This window comes from Reyranella sp. (assembly GCF_004297265.1).
Lineage (GTDB): Bacteria > Pseudomonadota > Alphaproteobacteria > Reyranellales > Reyranellaceae > Reyranella.
Genome location: NZ_SCUT01000031.1, coordinates 1 through 16,026 on the forward strand (window position 1 = coordinate 1; position 16,026 = coordinate 16,026).

The window sequence follows — 16,026 nt, forward strand, 5'->3', positions numbered from 1 at the left end:
CGGGACCGGCGTGTCGTCGGCGAACAGATGATCGGAGGCGAACACGTCCTTGCGCAGGCGATCGTCCAGCGCCTCGAGCCACCAGCACGCGCCGCCGACCCAGCCGGCAAGGGTCGAGCGCTCCAGTTCGACGCCGTGGCGGGCGAACATCTGCGCTTGCCGATAGAGTGGAGTGTGGTCGCAATATTTGCTGACCAGCACCTGGGCGAGCAACGCCGGCGTCGCCAACCCGCCGGCGATCAGCCGTTCCGGTGCGGGCGCCTGGGCCACGATGTTGCACGAGCGACAGGCGTATTTAGGGCGCGTGATGCGCAGCACGCGGAGCTGGGCGGGAACCCAGTCCAGCATCTCGCTGACGCTCTCGCCAATGCTGTGCAGGACACCTCCACAGCACGGACAAGCGTCGTTCGCCACGTCGATCAAAACCTCTTCGCGAGGCAGATGATCGGCCAGCGGCTTGCGCCGTGGCCGCTTGTCGGCGATCTCGACGTCTACGTGCGGACCGCTCGCTTCGGCGCGCCCGATATCGCTATCGAGATCTTCCAGACCGAGGGCGAGCTGATCGGGATTGAGGCGCTCGGAACGGCGGCCGAACTGCGTCCGCTGAAGCTGTTTGATGATCGTCTGAAGCCGCTCGATCTCGCCGTCACGATGCTCGACGACGGCCGCCATGTCGCGGAGAAGACCGTGCAGCAGGGCCATGTCGGACGGCAGATTGTCGAGATCGAGCCGCATGCCCGATTCTACTTTTGTTCGAGTCAGGGACCAAGAACTTTCCCTTCCTGGTGCCTGAGTTGCATCGCTTCAGCCGACTCTCGCAGGTCTCCAGACGCGCTCGGGCGAGCGCCAGTCGATGCCTTCGATCAACATGGCCAGCTGCGCCGGCGAGAGCGTCACCGCGCCGCCGGGTTCGTACAGGCGCGGCCACACGAAGCCGCCCCGATCGATGCGCTTGGTGAACAGGCACAGTCCGTTACCATCCCAGAACAACACCTTCAGGATCGACGCCCGTTTGCCGCGGAAGGCGAACAGATGGCCCGAGAAGGGGTCTCGCTTCAGTTGCTCCTGAACCAACGCGGCAAGCCCGTCCATGCCCTTCCTCATGTCGGTGTAGCCAAGCGCCAGGTGCACTTTCACGCCCGCGGGGACGATCATCATCGCCCGGTCTCCCGCTCGGCGACGTGCACCCGAACTGCCTCCGGATCGGTACCCTCAGGTGCGAACACACGGCGCCCGTCGTACAGTTCGACCGCAGCCATGCCGTCGGGAGCCGGAAGAAGACCCTGCAGCACGAGCGCACCTCCGTTGACACCCATGCCGCTCATCTTCTCCGTCCCGGCCACGGCGACCGACACCAGCCTGGCCGGTTGCTCTGCACCGAAGCCGAGCTGGATGCGCCAACGGAACACCATGCTGGTGGAGATGTCGTGGCGTCGGCAAACCGCTGCCACGCTCACCCCAGGCGCCTCCGACTCCATGACGATCGCCAGCTTCTGTTCATCGCTGAAGCTGCGTCGGTTTGACCGCCGATCGTACGGCGGCTCGGCTGTCGGCGGTCCTGTCAACTCCGTTTCGACGGAGAGATCCTTAGCAGCGCTGCTAACACCGCTGCTTATTTTCGGGCGAGCACTGGGATGAAGCCGGGCGCGCCAGTCGATCGCAACCTCGCCACTGTCGATCAGATCTCGCCAGCGGCGCAGACTGTGCTTCGAGAGCTTCGTCGCCGCGGCATACTCCCTGACTGTCATGCCGCTCCAGTTCAGTGTCTCCACATGCATCGCCCAGAACGCCTGGACCGCTTGGTTGCGCTTGCTTTCGGACAACTTGAACCGGCGCCCCTGGCGACGTCTGCGACGCTCGTCGTGCTCGGTTTCGGCAAGGATTCTGGCGTTTTGCGCACGGATCCTGGCCACTTCCACATCTGCAATCGCACGCAGCCAACGTGTGAACGTCGTGTCCGTGAGGCGGTGCGTCCGGCAGTAGCGGCGCTGCGACAGGCCGCTGCGTTGCCATGCCTCGATGTGCACAGCCTACCATTCTCGACGTGCCGCATTTTCAAAATGTTTCGTTGCCACCGGAGAACCTCCCATGAACGAAGGAACCCGATATGGAACGACAATGCACTCGCCGAAGGTCGTGCAAGACTCGGACGCTTACGATCAGACTCATCCCACCGATTAGGACTGCAAGATAAAGCGGGTGGCCCCGCTGCCGTCGCTGCGCTCCTAAGGGATTGTCTGCACGTTGTTTTTCGAGGGCCCGGCGCCGGCTCTTTGGGACGTGCGCGCGGCTCTTGAAGCATTTTTCTCTTTGTTATCAATGCTCCAAGCGCCATCGCTCCTAGGCAGTCCTTCCGATGCTACGCAGGAGACGTCTTTTCTACGCCACGCAACGATGCCTGCGTTCTGACGCTTGCAGGCCTTCGTGTCGTTGCCAAGGTGCGCAAATGTTGGCGGGAGCATCTCGAGCTGGCGTCCGACGAGGATCTTCGGAAGGTCGTCCAAGGCCTGCGCGTGTTTGAAGGCCATCGGTCGCTCGATGAGCTCCGTACCGAAATCAATCTGAGGGCCCAGGTCGTCGGCTTGCTGGCCTGCAGCGCGGCAGCTTCTGATTCGGGAAGGAACTCAGGTGGCAACCGCATGCGTTTCCCGAACGGCCTCGCGCCGCAAGACCGCCGAAAGCGACGTGCCCGCCGCCGTCAGGGGACAGTCGGCGAGCGTTGCGAATCCCTCGCCGAGATGGGCGTCGGTCTCCTGTAGCTGATTGATGGCGCGCGAGTGGAAGTGCGCAGGGCCGTGATCGCGCACCCGCCGGACTCAGCGCGAGAAGATCAGGTCCTCGTCGGCAGCCGCCGTTCCCACCCGTGTCATTCCAGTTCGTGATCGAGGTGCTCCTCCTGCGGCCAGCCGATGCAGAGGTAGGCGACCAATTCCCACGACGGCGGCACATCGAGGATGCGCGACACCTCGCCTGGATCGAGGGTCGACACCCAGCCGACCACGACGCTTTCGGCGCTCGCCGCCAGCCAGAGCGTCTGCACGGCGCCGACCACCTAGTAGCGTCACATTTCCGGCATCGTCTGCACGCCGAGGCCGGCGCCGGCGTCGGTTTCCTCGTCGGAGTAGACGGCAACGTGGACCGGCGCCTCCTGCAGTCCGGCCAGCTTGAGCCCGGCGTAGCGCGCCCGCCGCTCACCCTCGTAGCCTTCCATGGCGCGGTCGTTGGCGCGTCGGAAGTTGACCGCGATCGCCTCGCGCCTGGCCGGATCGTCGACCGTCACGAATCGCCACGGCTGGCTGAGGCCCACCGACGGGGCATGCACGATGAGTTCGATCAGCGACCGCACGAGGCCCGCGGGCACGGGCGTGCTGCGGAAGCGGCGCGCGTCGTGCCGCCACATTACGAGATCGCGGAGCTTGCGGCGAAACTCGAGGTCGAACGCCGGGGGCTGGTCCATCGCGCTACTGCTCCAGGTTGCGTGCGATGGCATGGAAGAAGGATCCCGACACGGAGCCGCGCCGCGCGCCGCCCTCCGCCACGGTGCCGCCGGCGGCATCGCGACAATCGACCAGCGGGAAATCCGTCGCGGAAACAACGGTGGCGTAGTGGAACTCGTGCCCGAGGATTTCCATTCCGGCCTTGCCGAGGCTGCCGTCGGCCAGTAGCCGGGCCTGTCGATAGCCGAGGTGGAGTCGCCGGTGCGCGAAGGATGTCTCGAGCCCCAGCAGGCCGGCCATCGCGTGCCGCTGTCCCTGCGCATCCTCGAGACCCTGGCCCAGGACCATGTAGCCGCCGCACTCGCCATGGATTGGCACGCCGCGGGCCGCGGCGCGTCGCAGGCCGCCGTGGAAGTGTGTGGCCTGCGCCAACGTCCCGGCGTGCAACTCGGGATAGCCTCCCGGCAGCCAGATCGCATCGGCATCTCTCGGCGGTGCGTCGCCGGCGAGCGGCGAGAAAGGCATGATCTCGGCGCCCGCCGACCGCCAGTGCGCGAGCAGATGGGGATAGGCGAAGGAAAAGGCGATGTCCCTCGCCAGGGCGATGCGCTGGCCCGGCGGATTGATCAACCCGGTCGCCGCGCCGCCGGCGCGTGAGGGGCGTGCGGCGCCGACGATGGCGTCGAGGTCGACAGCCTGCCCGATCGCGGCGGCGAACGCGTCCAGACGGCGGTCGATGTCGCCAGTTTCCGATACCTGGACCAGGCCGAGATGCCGTTCCGGCAAGGTCAGCCGATCATCGCGCGGCAACGAGCCGAGCAGGGGAATGCCCGCCCTCGCGAGCGCGGGAGCGATGAGGGACAGGTGGCGGGAACTGGACACGCGGTTGAGGATCACGCCGGCAATGGACACGTCGTGACGGTAGTTAGCGCACCCGGCGGCGATTGCGGCGGCGGTCTCGGTCTGACCGGCGACGTCTAGGACTAGCACCACGGGCCACCCCATGGTGGCCGCGACATCGGCGGTCGCTCCGCGGCCACCGGTGCCGTCGAACAGGCCCATCACGCCCTCGGCCACAGCGATGTCGGCCGGGTTGTCGGCGACCAGCACCGCCAGCGTGTCCGGGCTCATGGCCCAGTGATCGAGGTTGTACGACGGCCGCCCGGCGGCGACGCCATGGAAGGCCGGATCGATGTAGTCGGGGCCGCACTTGAACGGTTGCACGGCGTGGCCGCGCCGCACCAGGGCCCGCATCAGGCCGAGGGTGATCGTCGTCTTGCCGGCGCCGGAGCGTGTGGCGGCAATCACGACACCCGGGGTCATTGCCAGTCCACCAGAAAGCCGCCCAGCCGGTTGCGCAGGCTGGCGATGACGCCGATCACCACGATGGTGGGAGACGTCACGCCATGCAGCGCCGCATCGTCGACCAGCCGCGCGAGCGTAGTCTCGACCACCCTTGCGCCCGGCTTGCTGGCGGACTGGATGAAGGCGGCGGGAGTCTCGGCCGCGAGCCCGCCGCGCTGCAGGGCCGACATCACGTCGGGGAGCTGCAGCAGCGGCATGTAGAGCAGGATCGGTTGTCCCAGTCGGCCGAGGGCCTCCCAGTCGGCCTTCGAGCTTCCGTCCTCCGCCCGATGGCCCGCGGCGAGGACGACCGCCGGGTTGGTGTCCCGCGTCGTCGCGGGAATGCCCGCCAAGGCGGTGGCGGTGAGGCCCGAGGTCAAGCCGGGGATGATGCGGAAGTACACGCCCGCCTCGGCCAGCGCGATGGCTTCGTCCCAGCCGCGCCCGAAGACGAATGGGTCGCCGCCCTTCAGCCTCAGCACCCGGTGGCCGAGGCGGGCCTGCTCGATCAGGATGGTGTTGATGTCGGACTGGCGGGGCGACGGCTGGCCGCCGCGCTTGCCGACCGGGATCATCGACGCGCGCGGCGAGGCCAGCCCGAGGACGCGCTTGTCCACCAGGGCGTCGTGTACGATGACCTCGGCCTGCGACAGGGCGTGCAGGGCCAGCAGCGTCAGCAGGCGAGGGTCGCCGGGACCGGCGCCGGCGAGCCATACTTCGCCGGCCGGGAACGCGGGAAACTCGGGAAAGGTGTCAGGCAGCGAGAGCATGAGCGGGGATGTCGAGAGAGGCGGAGAGGGGACGGAGCTTCCCCTGCGGCGAGGGTGGACGACGGGAGCATGCGCCACGGCGGCGACCCGTGCGGCCTACGAAGCCCTGCTGACCGGTCGCTTTCCCGATCCAGTGGCGATCGCTCTTCCGTCGGGCGCCCGGATTTCGTTCGCACTCGCCCGCGCCGAGCTCCTGCCGGAGGGCGCGGCCCGCGCCGGCGTGGTCAAGGATGCGGGAGACGATCCCGATGTCACCCACGGCGCGCTGGTGCAATCCACGGTGCGTCTGGCGCCGGCGGGTTCCGGCGTCGTGTTCCGGGCGGGCGAGGGCGTCGGCACGGTCACCAAGCCCGGCCTGCCTATCGCGCCGGGCCAACCGGCCATCAATCCCGTGCCGCGCGAAATGATGCGGCAGGCGATCGCGGAAGTCGCAGGCCAGTTCGGCGGCAGGGGCGATGTGATCGTGGAGATCTCCATTCCCGGCGGGCTTGCGCTTGCCGCGAAGACCATGAACGGCCGGCTTGGCATCGTCGGCGGCCTGTCGATTCTCGGCACGACGGGGATCGTCGTGCCCTACTCCTGCGCCGCCTGGGTCCATTCGATTCACCGGGGCATCGACGTCGCGGTCGCGACCGGCCTCGATCACGTCGCTGGCGCGACAGGGTCGACATCCGAGGCGGCCGTGCAGCGGCTGCACGGCCTGTCCGACGGTGCGCTGATCGACATGGGCGACTTCGTCGGCGGCATGCTGAAGTACCTGCGCCGTCATCCCGTCAAGCGCGTCACGATCGCCGGCGGCTTCGCCAAGATGACGAAGCTCGGCCAGGGCCTGCTCGATCTCCATTCGAAGGCGGGGCAGGTGGACAGGGAATGGCTGGCCGGCCTGCTGCAGGAGGCCGGCGCCCCCGGGCACCTCGTCGAAGCCTGTCGGCACGCGAACTCGGCCTTGCAGGTTCTCCAGGACGCCGAGCAGTGCGGCGTCCCGGTCGGGCAGCTGGTGGCGCGGGCTGCCCGCAAGACGGCCCTCGACGTGCTCCGGGGCAGCGAGATCGAGATCGACACGGCCGTCTTCGACCGGACCGGGCGGCTGGTCGGTGAGGATCATGATGAGCGCCGAAAACGTCGCTGATAGTCTGCGTCGTACAGGGCACTGTTCCTGAAGTCGCGCGCGCCCAGCACGCGTCCCACCACGATCAGCGCGGTCCTCTCGATCGGCCGGGCGAGCACCTCCGCCTCGATCGTCCCCAGTGTCGCGCGAAAGATCTGCTGGTCGGGCCAACTGGCGCGGTAGACCACGGCCACCGGGCAGTCCGCGCCGTAGAACGGCATGAGGTCGGACACTACGCGGCCCAGCACGTGGATCGACAGATGGATGGCGAGCGTCGCCCCGGTGGCCGCGTAGGCCTTCAGATCTTCTCTCTTGGGCATCGCCGAGGCACGCCCCGACGTGCGCGTCAGTACGACCGTCTGCGCCACTTCCGGCAGCGTCAACTCCTGGCGCAGGGCCGCCGCGGCGGCGGCGAACGCCGGCACGCCCGGCGTGACGGTGAAGGCGATGCCCTCCTCCTCGAGGCGGCGGGCCTGTTCGCCGAAGGCGCTCCAGATCGAGAGATCGCCCGAGTGCAGCCGCGCCACGTCGTGGCCCTCGGCCGTGGCCCGCTTGCACTCGGCCACGATCTCGTCGAGCGACAGCGGCGCGGTGTCGATGATGCGCGCGCCGGGGGGACAATGGTCGAGTAGCGCCTTCGGCACGAGCGAGCCGGCGTAGAGGCAGACGGGGCATCGCGCGATCAGGTCGCGGCCCCGTACCGTGATCAGGTCGGCGGCGCCGGGACCGGCGCCGATGAAATGGACGGTCATGATGCATTCCCGATGGCGATGGCGCAGGTCGCGCGCGCGGTCGCGACGCGGGCGCCGAGGAGGCGGGCCTTGGCGCCGGCCGCGCAGAGGGCGGCCGCCTCGGCGATCGACGGGACGCCCTTGGTCGCCAAGGCGCGGGCAGAGGGGGTGATGACGCGGTCGGCGACCTCGCCGAGCCGTGCCGAGGACACGCCGAGCAGCGGCACCGCGAGCCGTTGCGCAGCCTCGACGTAAGCCGCGGTGCCCGACTTGCCCGCCTCGGTCGCCAGAACGTCGACCGACGCGGCCGGGATCCGGAAGGTCTCGAGCGCGAGGCGCACCACGCGCTCGATCTCCTCGGCGCTGACGTCGCGCCGGCTTCCGACACCCGCGGCGATCATGGCTTGCTCACCCGCCATTGCACGATGGGCGCGGCCGGGCGCCAGACGAACACCGTGCCGGCGCCCGCCGTGCCGGCACGGGCGACGTCGAGCCGGACGATCTCGCCGCCGTGACGACCGAACAGGTCGATCAGCCGGGCCTGGCTGGCCAGCGACACGGCGTTGGCGACCAGCCGCCCGCCCGGCTTCAACGCGGCCCAGGCCGTCTCGAACGTCGCTTCGTCCGATAGGCCTCCCCCGATGAACACGGCGTCGGGCGCGGCGAGGCCGCGCAATGCGTTCGGAGCGCGCCCCTCCACGATCTCGAGGTCGGGCGTGCCGAGCTGTGTCGCATTCCTGGCGGCGCGCGCCGCGCGATCGGCGCTCGCCTCGATGCCGATCGCGCGCAGTGATGGATGACGCAGCAGCCATTCGATGGCGACCGAGCCGGCGCCGAGGCCGACGTCCCAGAGCAGCTCGCCGTGACGCGGGGCCAGCGCCGCGATGGTCACGGCGCGGATCTCGCGCTTGGTCAGTTGCCCGTCGTTCTCGAACAGGCCGTCGTCGAGCCCGGGCGAGAGGCCGACGATCGTCGCGCCGGGCGAGACGACGATATCGAGGGCGATGGTGTTCAGTGCATCGACGCCCGCGAGGTCGAAGCCTTTTGCCGTCGCCCGTCGAACCCGCTCCTCCGGCCCGCCCAGCCGCTCCAGCACCGTCATCGACGTCTTGCCCAGGCCGCGCTCGGTCAGCAGTCGCGCCAGCGCGCCGGGCGTCTGGCCGTCCCAGGCAAGGGCGATCACGCGGGCGCCCGGCTGCAGGTGGCGAACGATGCCGGCGAGCGGCCGGCCATGCAGGCTGACCGTCGCGACGCCCTGCAACGACCAGCCGAGCCGAGCCGCCGACAGGCTGAAGGCCGAGGGTGCCGGATGGCACAGCATCTCTTCGGCATCGAAACGCCGCATCAGCATGTCGCCGACGCCAAAGTGGAAGGGGTCGCCGCTGGCGAGAATGGCGACCGGCTGACCGCGATGCGCCTCGATCTCGGTCAAGGCGCCGGCGATCGGGCTGGGCCACGGCATCTGCCGCCCGGTCGCGAGGTCCTGCGCGAGCTCGAGGTGACGGGCGCCGCCGATCACCAGTCGGGCATCGGCGACCAGCCTGCGCGCCACTGGCGACAGGCCGTCGATGCCATCCTCGCCGATGCCGATGATGGACAGCCAGCGACCCGTCATGCAGTGTCGCGGCTCAGCCATGCGCATTCTCGTTCTCGGCGGCACGACGGAGGCATCGATCCTGGCGCGTCTCCTGGTGGATGACGCGCGGTTCGATGCGACGCTCTCGCTGGCCGGCCGGACGGCATCGCCGAAGCCGCAGCCGATCGCGACGCGAGTCGGCGGCTTCGGCGGTCCGGCGGGCCTCGCAGACTGGTTGGCCAACGAGCGGATCGAAGCGGTGATCGACGCCACGCATCCCTTCGCCGCCCGGATATCGGCCAACGCGGTCGAGGCCTGCCGCAGGGTCGGCCTGCCCCTGGTCTCGGTAGTGCGACCCGCCTGGCAGGCCGTGGCCGGAGACGACTGGCGCGACGTCGGTAGCGCCGACGCGGCAGCCCTGGCGCTCGGCCCGGCGCCGCGCCGCGTCTTCCTCGGCGTCGGGCGCCAGGAACTCCATCCGTTCGCCGCAGCGCCCCAGCATCACTACGTGGCGCGCGTGATCGACCTGCCGGGTGACGAGCGGCTGCCGCCGGACATCCGGCTCGTGCAGGCGCGTGGACCGTTCGAACGCGCCGCCGAGCGCGCCCTGCTGGCGACGGAACGGATCGACATCGTCGTGACCAAGAACTCCGGCGGATCGGCGACCTTCGCGAAGGTCGAGGCCGCGCGCGATCTCGGCTTGCCGGTGATCATGGTGGCGCGACCGCACAAACCGACGGGTCATGTCGTTGCCAGCCCGGAGGATGCCTTGGGCTTGCTGGCCGAGGGCCGGGCGCCTTCGCGGCGCGGCGTGTAGAACCAGCGGCCGACCCGGCGCGTCGCGCTCGCGCCGACGATGACCAGCGTACGCATATCGGCCTTGGCTGGGTCCACGGTGTCCAGCGTCGCCTCGATCACCGTGCAACCCGGCGTCCCGGCAGCCCGCACGAACAGGACCGGCGTGGTGGCCGGCTTGCGGGTGTGCAGCAGGTCGAGCGCGTCACCCAGCTGGTGAGGTCGCGCGCGCGACGCGGGATTGTACAGCGCGATCACGAAGTCGCCGTCCGCGGCCGCTGCCAGGCGGCGCTCGATCGTTGTCCAGGACTTGAGATTGTCCGACAGCGAAATGGCGCAGAAGTCGCCGCCGAGCGGCGCACCCACCGCTGCCGCCGCCGCGAGCATCGCGGTAACGCCGGGCTCGACCCGGATGTCGAGAGAACGCCATTGCGGATCGCCCTCCTCGACCGCCTCGAAGACGGCGGCTGCCATCGCGAAGACGCCGGGATCGCCGCCCGAAACGACGGCCACGTGCCGGCCCTTCGCGGCGAGGTCGAGCGCGAGGCGGGCCCGATCCAGCTCGACCCTGTTGTCCGAGGCGTGCCGTGCCTGGTCACCGCGGGCCGGGACGCGATCGAGGTAGGGACCGTAGCCGACCAGGTCGGTGGCTCCCGCGATCGCCGCCGCCGTCGCGGGCGTCATGAGATCGGGGTCGCCGGGGCCGGTCCCGACGATCACCAGGGAACCTGGCGGACGCACGGTCAAATCTGCCTCCCGTTGCCGGGAATGAGGACCATGCCGAAGTAAGGGCCGCGCAGGTCGGTGCACTCGGCCAGCGGCAGGATGCGCTCGCCCGGCATCGTGCCGCGTTCGACATAGACCGCCCGCGACAGGGCGCCGGCACTCTCGACGGCGCGGCGCACCTTCGCGAGGTTGCGGCCCACCTTCATGATCACCGCGGCGTCTGTCGACTTGAGGCGCGCCGCGAGATCGGCCTCGCCCAGCGTTCCAGGCAGCACGGTCAGCATATCATCTCCCCAGGTGATGGGCGTGCCGGCCCGCGTCCAGCAGCCCGACATCCCGGTCACACCCGGCACGACCTCGACGGGGAACAGCGGGGCGAGTCGCCGCCACATGTGCATGAAGGAGCCGTAGAAGAACGGATCGCCCTCGGACAGCAGACCGACCGAGGCGCCACCCTGCAGCAGGTCGGCGAGCTTCTGCCGGCTCTCGCGGTAGAACGCGCCGATCTGCTGCTGGTAGGGGAGGCCGTCCGCCGGCAGTTCCTCGGTGACCGGATATTCGAGGCGCAGCTCATGCCGCCCCGTCGAGATCAGCGGTTCGACGATGCGCCGGGCATTGCCGGGTTGTCCGCGCTTGGCGAAGTAGGCCACGACATCCACCGAGCCGACCAGGCCGGCGGCGCGCAGGGTGAGATAGCGGACATCGCCGGGACCGACGCCGATGCCGTACAGCGTGCCGGGCGACGCGGCGCCGGCGAGGGCCTCGAGCGCGCTCATTCCACGTCGCTCGCCAGCGCGTTGACGGCGGCCACCGCCATCGCGCTGCCGCCCTTTCGTCCCTTCACGACCAGGAAGGGAACCCGGCCATCCGCCGCCAGTTCGTCCTTCGACTCGGCCGCGCCGACGAAGCCGACCGGCAGGCCGATGATCGCCGCCGGTGCCGGGGCGCCCTCGTTGAGTATCTCGAGCAGGCGGAACAGAGCCGTCGGCGCATTGCCGATGGCCACGACGGCGCCGGCGAGGCGGTCGCGCCACAGCTCGAGTGCGGCTGCCGTGCGCGTATTGCCGAGGCGCTTCGCCAGGTCAGGTACGCCCGGCTCGCCCAAGGTGCAGACCACGTCGTTCGCGGCAGGCAGGCGCGCCCGCGTGATGCCATTGGCGACCATGCGCGCATCGCAGAGGATCGGCGCCCCACCCAGCAGGGCCGCGCGGGCTCGCTCGGCGAAGGTCGGCGACATGACGATGTCGCGCGCCACTTCGGTCATGCCGCAGGCATGGATGATGCGCACGGCGACGCGTTCCTCCAGCGGCGAGAAGCGGGCCAGTTCCGATTCCGATCGGATGATGGCGAAGGACCGGCGATAGATCTCGTCGCCGTCCCGGGTGTAGTCGTGCGGGGTCATAGCTCTTCGGGCGCCATCGTATAGAGCACGGGATCGTGCGGGGTCCCGTTCCTTATCACGCCGTAGCGTCCGTCGATGCCCACCAGGACGAGATCGGCGGCGGCCGACCGGGCACAGCCCTTGGCGCAGCCGGAGAGATGGATGGTGCCGTCGAAGCCTCTGTCCGCCAGCCGTCGCGCGTCGCGTCGCGTATCGACCGTGCTGGAGCAGCAGGCCGGCGCGCCCGGGCAGGCATCGATCCCCAGGATCGGGTCATTCGGATCGACGACCAGCCCAAGGGCCGTCGTTTCGGCCATCGGGCCGTCGATGTAGAGCGAGCGCCACGGCGCGATCCTGATCTCGCGCACGCCAGCACGGTCGGCGAGGTCGGCGACACCGGAGAGTTGGTCGGCGCTTAGCCGGCCGAAGGGCGCGGTCATGCCGGGCGGCGGGCGCCGGCAGGCGGGCGGGGCGACCAGCGGCGGGAGGCGGGGATGCTGCCCCGCCGCGACATCGACGGCAGCGGCGACGGCCTGCGAACGGTCCGCGAGTCCAAGCCATGCGCCGTGTGCGCGCACGGCGACACCCTGCTTCAGCAGGCAGAGCATGACATCGCCGCGCCGGTCGAGAATGGTCGGGCACGCCGCGTCGTCGACCAGCCAACCGAACTTCGCCGGCAGGCCGCGCAGGCGCGGGTCCGCCAAGATCGCCTCGGTCAGGTCGGCCGCCAGCGTGCGCGCCGCCGGCCCGGCGAAAGGTCCGACCATGACGTTTCGGATCGCCTCGGCCGCAGGGTCCCGGTCGAGCAGACCCAGCCGGTCCAGCATCTCCTGCAGCGGCACAAGGGCCTCCGGCGTCACGCCGCGCAGCTGCAGGTTGGCCCGCTGCGTCAGGTCGATCAGCCCGTTGCCGTGGCGCCTCGCCCCTTCCGCGATGCCGCGCGCCTGCACGGGCGAGAGCGTGCTGTTCCACGGCCTCACCCTGACGATCAGGCCGTCGCCGCTCTGCATTGGCCGCAGGGCGCCGGGGCACCATCCCTTGACGGCAAAAGTCATAAAACACTCAAGGAGTTACGGCGCGTGACCCAGAGGCCGCGTGCCTGCGCGTCGCGCAGGCGCTCGACGATGGCGTCGGCACCGGCGGGATTGGCAGATTGCATGGCCGTAAAGACCGCCTCGTCGGCGATCAATGCGGCGTATGTCGCATCGAACAGGGAGGCCGGCACGACTTGGGCGGTCGCCGCGAAGGCGAAGAGCGCATCCACGGCCTGGGCGATCTCGCCGACCCCGTTGTGCCCATGCGTGAGCATGCCCGAGATCCAGCGGGGATTGGTCAGTCGTCCCCGCACGATGCGGGCAACTTCCTCCGACAGGCGGCGCACGGCGGGCGTGTCCGGCTGGCTAGTGTCGAGATGGTAGAGTTCGGGATCGTTGCCGAGGTGGGCGGCGGCGGCGGCGAACCCGCCGGCGAAATCCGCCACGCCATCGCCGTCGAGGACATCGCGCTCGCGGTCGTCCTGCGGATGGACCAGCGCGTCGGCCCCCGACACCAGGCGGCGGAACGTCTCCGGTGCGGCGCGGCCGGCGTCGGCCCCGCCATAGGCATGGCTGGCGCCCGCCAGGTAGGCTTCGCCCAGGTCGGAGCGTGTCTGCCAGGTGCCGTCGAGGGCCAGGTCGCCGGCCTGTGCGCCGTAACTGCCAGGTGCGCCGCCGAACACGCGCGCGAGGTCCTCGCCCTTGCGCGCCGCTTCGGCCAGCGGATTGTCCGACGCGTCCTCGTCCAGCGCGGCGACGCGGCGCACCGCGAGGTCGAACAGGGCGATCTGGCTCTCGAAGATGTCGCGGAACAGGCCGGAGATGCGCAGCGTGACGTCGATGCGCGGCCTCCCAAGCACGGCGGGCGGCAGGATCTCGATGCCGGTCACGCGGCCCGAGTCGCCGCTCCAGACGGGTCGCACGCCGAGATAGCTGAAGGCCTGCGCGAGATCGTCGCCGCCGGTCCGCAGGGAAGCGGAGGCCCACAGGTCGATGACTAGGGCGCGCGGGTACTCGCCATGGTCCTGGAGATAGCGCCGCACCACCTCGTCGGCCGCGCGCTTGCCGATCGCCAGCGCGGTGCGGGTCGGGATGGCGCGGGGATCGATCGAACTTAGGTTGCGACCGGTGGGCAACACGTCGGGGCGGCCGCGCGACGGCGCGCCGGCCGGTCCCGGCGCGACCCGCCTGCCGTCGAGCGCGGCGAGCAGGCCTGCGCGCTCGCCACGAGCGCAGGCCTCGTACTGCAGGTCGGTCACGCGGCCGAAGACGTGGAGCTGCTCGCGCACGAACAGGTTCTTGATGTCGCACAGCCGGGCATCCAGCTTGGCGATGGCTTCGCGATGGGCTTCGCCCTTCGTGAGACCGCACTCCTCGGCCAGCCCCGAGCTCCACGCGCGATCGACGATCTCGGCCTCGAGGTACTGCAGCCGCCGACGGTCAAGACCGTCGGCCGCCGCGTATTCCTCGATGATGCCTTCCATCTCGGCCAGGGCGCCGTGCAGGCCCGCGCTGCTGAGTGGCGGATTGAGGTGGCCGATGGTCACGGCCGACAGCCGGCGCTTGGCCTGCATGGCCTCGCCGGGATTGTTGACGATGAACGGGTAGGCGACGGGCACCGGGCCGAGCACGCGCTCGGGCCAGCACGCCGCGGAGAGTGCCAGGGACTTCCCGGGCAGCCATTCCAGCGTACCGTGGGTGCCGAGGTGGATGAGCGCGTCGATCTTCTCGTCGTCGCGCAGCCAACGGTAGGTCTCGACATAGCCATCGGCAGGAGTCGCGCCGATATCGTGGTATCCCGAGCCGCGATCGGGCTGCAGCAGGACGACGATCTTGCCGCAGCGGAGGTAGGGCCGGGAGCCTTTCAGCAGGGCGACGATATCGGACTCGCGGCAGACGTCGGGACCCGTGTCGAAGCCGGCCTCGCGCAGGAAGCCGAGGATTTCCAGGGTGCTCTGCACGGTATCAAGGCCGACCGCGTAGCCGGCGCGACCGCCACGCGCGGGATAGTCCGACAGCACCAGCGCGACGCGCCGATCCGGTCGGGGCGTCGTCGCCAGCCGGACCCAGTTGGCCGCGAGCCGGGCGACGTAGTCGACGCGGTCAGGCAGCGGCGCGTGCCGCACGCTGGCGTGTTCGAGCCGGGCGTCCGCCTGCTGTTCCTGCTTGAAGGAAATGGCCCGCGTGAGCAGCCGGCCGTCGAGTTCCGGCAGCACGACGTTCATGGCCATGTCGCTGGGCGACAGGCCGCGCGGCGAGTCGCGCCACGACGTCTCGTCGCTGCCCGACAGCACCACCTGCAGGACCGGGACGTCGGCCCGGTCGAGGATCGTGGTGTCGTCCTTGCGCAGGGCGGAGAAGGCGGTCGTGTTGAGGATGATCGATGGCCTGTGCCGTTCGATCAGGGCGGCGAGCGGCGCCTCGACCGCCGGGTCCTTCAGGCTGGTGACCGCGACCGCCATCGGCGCCAGGCCCTGTACCTCGAGAGCCGCCACGAGCGCGTCGATCGGCGCCGTGTCGGCCGCCACCAGGTTGGCCCGATAGTAGACGACCAGCGCCCTCGGCCGGTCGCCGCGCGGCTCGGCGGTGAGGGTCAGCGATGGCACCGTGACGGGCGGCGTCCAGGGCGTGGGCAGGCCCAGCAGGGTGGCGACATGCCGCAGCGCCTGGCGCATGTTGTCGGCGCCGCCGGCCTGGAAGAAGCCGTCGAGCAGCGCCAGCGAATCCGGCGGCATCGTCGATGCCGATGCCAGTCGCGGATCCGGCCGGCCGTCGCCGGGAAGGGCGGCGAACAGGATGCCCTTGTCGCGGGCAATGTCGGCCAGCCGCTCGACCCCGTATCGCCAGTAGTCGAGGCCGCCCAGGCACCTCAGGATGACGGCGCGGGCCTTGCAGGCGACGGTGTCGACGTAGAGATCGATAGATAGGGGATGGCGCAGCCGCTTCAGGCTGGCCAGGCGCAGCCCCGGCAGCCGGTCGGCATCGAGCGGCCAAGCCACGGCGAGCGCGGACAGGTCGCTGTCCGAAAACGACAACACCACGACGTCAGCCGGAGAGTGACCGAGATCGACCGCCTGGTCTGCCTCATCGAGGCCCGCCAACTGTGTCGCGAGCACATGCATGG

The 16,026-nt window shown here is 70.0% G+C and carries 15 protein-coding genes and 1 pseudogene; 2 read left to right on the plus strand and 14 right to left on the minus strand.

All coding sequences use genetic code 11. The features are described 5' to 3' along the window. The 6 genes and pseudogenes from EPO41_RS14855 to cobA all read right to left on the minus strand — a co-directional run. A partial coding sequence (locus EPO41_RS14855; protein ID WP_296326440.1) for an IS66 family transposase occupies window positions 1-735 on the minus strand: 735 nt, incomplete at its 3' end. A 69-nt stretch (window positions 736-804) separates the two neighbouring features. Next, window positions 805-1,158, minus strand: coding sequence for an IS66 family insertion sequence element accessory protein TnpB (tnpB, locus tag EPO41_RS14860; RefSeq protein ID WP_296326443.1), 354 nt, complete (start codon window positions 1,156-1,158; stop codon window positions 805-807). Beyond that, window positions 1,155-2,027: a transposase gene (locus EPO41_RS14865; RefSeq protein WP_296326446.1), complete on the minus strand. Its 873-nt coding sequence runs from the start codon at window positions 2,025-2,027 to the stop codon at window positions 1,155-1,157. Before EPO41_RS14865 ends, tnpB begins: the two co-directional genes overlap by 4 nt. Before the next feature lie 839 nt (window positions 2,028-2,866). Continuing rightward, window positions 2,867-3,556: pseudogene (gene bluB / locus EPO41_RS14870) on the minus strand (5,6-dimethylbenzimidazole synthase). Further along, window positions 3,462-4,760, minus strand: coding sequence for a cobyrinate a,c-diamide synthase (locus EPO41_RS14875; protein ID WP_296326447.1), 1,299 nt, complete (start codon window positions 4,758-4,760; stop codon window positions 3,462-3,464). Before EPO41_RS14875 ends, bluB begins: the two are co-directional and overlap by 95 nt. Next, on the minus strand, window positions 4,757-5,551 hold the full coding sequence (gene cobA, locus EPO41_RS14880) for a uroporphyrinogen-III C-methyltransferase (protein ID WP_296326450.1): 795 nt from the start codon (window positions 5,549-5,551) through the stop codon (window positions 4,757-4,759). The genes EPO41_RS14875 and cobA overlap by 4 nt, the downstream gene beginning before the upstream one ends. On the opposite strand from cobA, the gene EPO41_RS14885 reads away from it, so the two are divergent. Continuing rightward, entirely contained in the window at window positions 5,550-6,680 is a 1,131-nt protein-coding gene (locus EPO41_RS14885; protein WP_296326453.1) for a cobalt-precorrin-5B (C(1))-methyltransferase, read from the plus strand. The two genes, cobA and EPO41_RS14885, sit on opposite strands and share 2 nt — an antisense overlap. Here the strand turns inward: EPO41_RS14885 and cobM are convergent. The 3 genes from cobM to cbiE are packed head-to-tail and all read right to left on the minus strand — an operon-like array spanning window position 6,653 to window position 9,026. Next, window positions 6,653-7,411, minus strand: coding sequence for a precorrin-4 C(11)-methyltransferase (gene cobM / locus EPO41_RS14890; protein ID WP_296326456.1), 759 nt, complete (start codon window positions 7,409-7,411; stop codon window positions 6,653-6,655). The two genes, EPO41_RS14885 and cobM, sit on opposite strands and share 28 nt — an antisense overlap. Continuing rightward, complete coding sequence (locus EPO41_RS14895) at window positions 7,408-7,809, minus strand: cobalamin biosynthesis protein (RefSeq protein WP_296326460.1); 402 nt, start codon at window positions 7,807-7,809, stop codon at window positions 7,408-7,410. Before EPO41_RS14895 ends, cobM begins: the two co-directional genes overlap by 4 nt. Further along, complete coding sequence (gene cbiE / locus EPO41_RS14900; protein ID WP_296326463.1) at window positions 7,788-9,026, minus strand: precorrin-6y C5,15-methyltransferase (decarboxylating) subunit CbiE; 1,239 nt, start codon at window positions 9,024-9,026, stop codon at window positions 7,788-7,790. The genes EPO41_RS14895 and cbiE overlap by 22 nt, the downstream gene beginning before the upstream one ends. Between cbiE and EPO41_RS14905 the strand changes: the two genes are divergently transcribed. Further along, entirely contained in the window at window positions 9,025-9,783 is a 759-nt protein-coding gene (locus EPO41_RS14905) for a cobalt-precorrin-6A reductase (protein WP_296326466.1), read from the plus strand. The two genes, cbiE and EPO41_RS14905, sit on opposite strands and share 2 nt — an antisense overlap. On the opposite strand, the gene cobJ is transcribed toward EPO41_RS14905, so the two are convergent. From cobJ to EPO41_RS14930, 5 genes are read right to left on the minus strand one after another with little or no spacing between them, the layout of a single operon-like run. After that, entirely contained in the window at window positions 9,708-10,508 is an 801-nt protein-coding gene (gene cobJ / locus EPO41_RS14910; protein ID WP_296326469.1) for a precorrin-3B C(17)-methyltransferase, read from the minus strand. The genes EPO41_RS14905 and cobJ overlap by 76 nt on opposite strands. After that, entirely contained in the window at window positions 10,505-11,263 is a 759-nt protein-coding gene (locus tag EPO41_RS14915) for a precorrin-2 C(20)-methyltransferase (RefSeq protein WP_296326471.1), read from the minus strand. Before EPO41_RS14915 ends, cobJ begins: the two co-directional genes overlap by 4 nt. Continuing rightward, complete coding sequence (locus tag EPO41_RS14920; RefSeq protein WP_296326473.1) at window positions 11,260-11,889, minus strand: precorrin-8X methylmutase; 630 nt, start codon at window positions 11,887-11,889, stop codon at window positions 11,260-11,262. Before EPO41_RS14920 ends, EPO41_RS14915 begins: the two co-directional genes overlap by 4 nt. Beyond that, window positions 11,886-12,923: a precorrin-3B synthase gene (locus EPO41_RS14925; protein WP_296326475.1), complete on the minus strand. Its 1,038-nt coding sequence runs from the start codon at window positions 12,921-12,923 to the stop codon at window positions 11,886-11,888. Before EPO41_RS14925 ends, EPO41_RS14920 begins: the two co-directional genes overlap by 4 nt. Continuing rightward, window positions 12,920-16,024 carry a cobaltochelatase subunit CobN gene (locus EPO41_RS14930; RefSeq protein ID WP_296326477.1) on the minus strand — a complete coding sequence of 1,035 codons (3,105 nt, stop codon included), beginning with the start codon at window positions 16,022-16,024 and terminating at the stop codon, window positions 12,920-12,922. The genes EPO41_RS14925 and EPO41_RS14930 overlap by 4 nt, the downstream gene beginning before the upstream one ends. Window positions 16,025-16,026 lie beyond the last annotated feature (2 nt).

What these genes read in the sequence shown, in the direction of transcription:
- EPO41_RS14925 (WP_296326475.1), bottom strand. Translation starts at nt 12,923, where the DNA reads ATGACTTTTGCCGTCAAGGGATGGTGCCCCGGCGCCCTGCGGCCAATG.
- cbiE (WP_296326463.1), bottom strand. Translation starts at nt 9,026, where the DNA reads ATGGCTGAGCCGCGACACTGCATGACGGGTCGCTGGCTGTCCATCATC.
- EPO41_RS14915 (WP_296326471.1), bottom strand. Translation starts at nt 11,263, where the DNA reads ATGAGCGCGCTCGAGGCCCTCGCCGGCGCCGCGTCGCCCGGCACGCTG.
- tnpB (WP_296326443.1), bottom strand. Translation starts at nt 1,158, where the DNA reads ATGATGATCGTCCCCGCGGGCGTGAAAGTGCACCTGGCGCTTGGCTAC.
- EPO41_RS14895 (WP_296326460.1), bottom strand. Translation starts at nt 7,809, where the DNA reads ATGGCGGGTGAGCAAGCCATGATCGCCGCGGGTGTCGGAAGCCGGCGC.
- EPO41_RS14930 (WP_296326477.1), bottom strand. Translation starts at nt 16,024, where the DNA reads ATGCATGTGCTCGCGACACAGTTGGCGGGCCTCGATGAGGCAGACCAG.
- EPO41_RS14905 (WP_296326466.1), top strand. Translation starts at nt 9,025, where the DNA reads ATGCGCATTCTCGTTCTCGGCGGCACGACGGAGGCATCGATCCTGGCG.
- EPO41_RS14885 (WP_296326453.1), top strand. Translation starts at nt 5,550, where the DNA reads ATGAGCGGGGATGTCGAGAGAGGCGGAGAGGGGACGGAGCTTCCCCTG.
- cobM (WP_296326456.1), bottom strand. Translation starts at nt 7,411, where the DNA reads ATGACCGTCCATTTCATCGGCGCCGGTCCCGGCGCCGCCGACCTGATC.
- EPO41_RS14920 (WP_296326473.1), bottom strand. Translation starts at nt 11,889, where the DNA reads ATGACCCCGCACGACTACACCCGGGACGGCGACGAGATCTATCGCCGG.
- EPO41_RS14875 (WP_296326447.1), bottom strand. Translation starts at nt 4,760, where the DNA reads ATGACCCCGGGTGTCGTGATTGCCGCCACACGCTCCGGCGCCGGCAAG.
- cobA (WP_296326450.1), bottom strand. Translation starts at nt 5,551, where the DNA reads ATGCTCTCGCTGCCTGACACCTTTCCCGAGTTTCCCGCGTTCCCGGCC.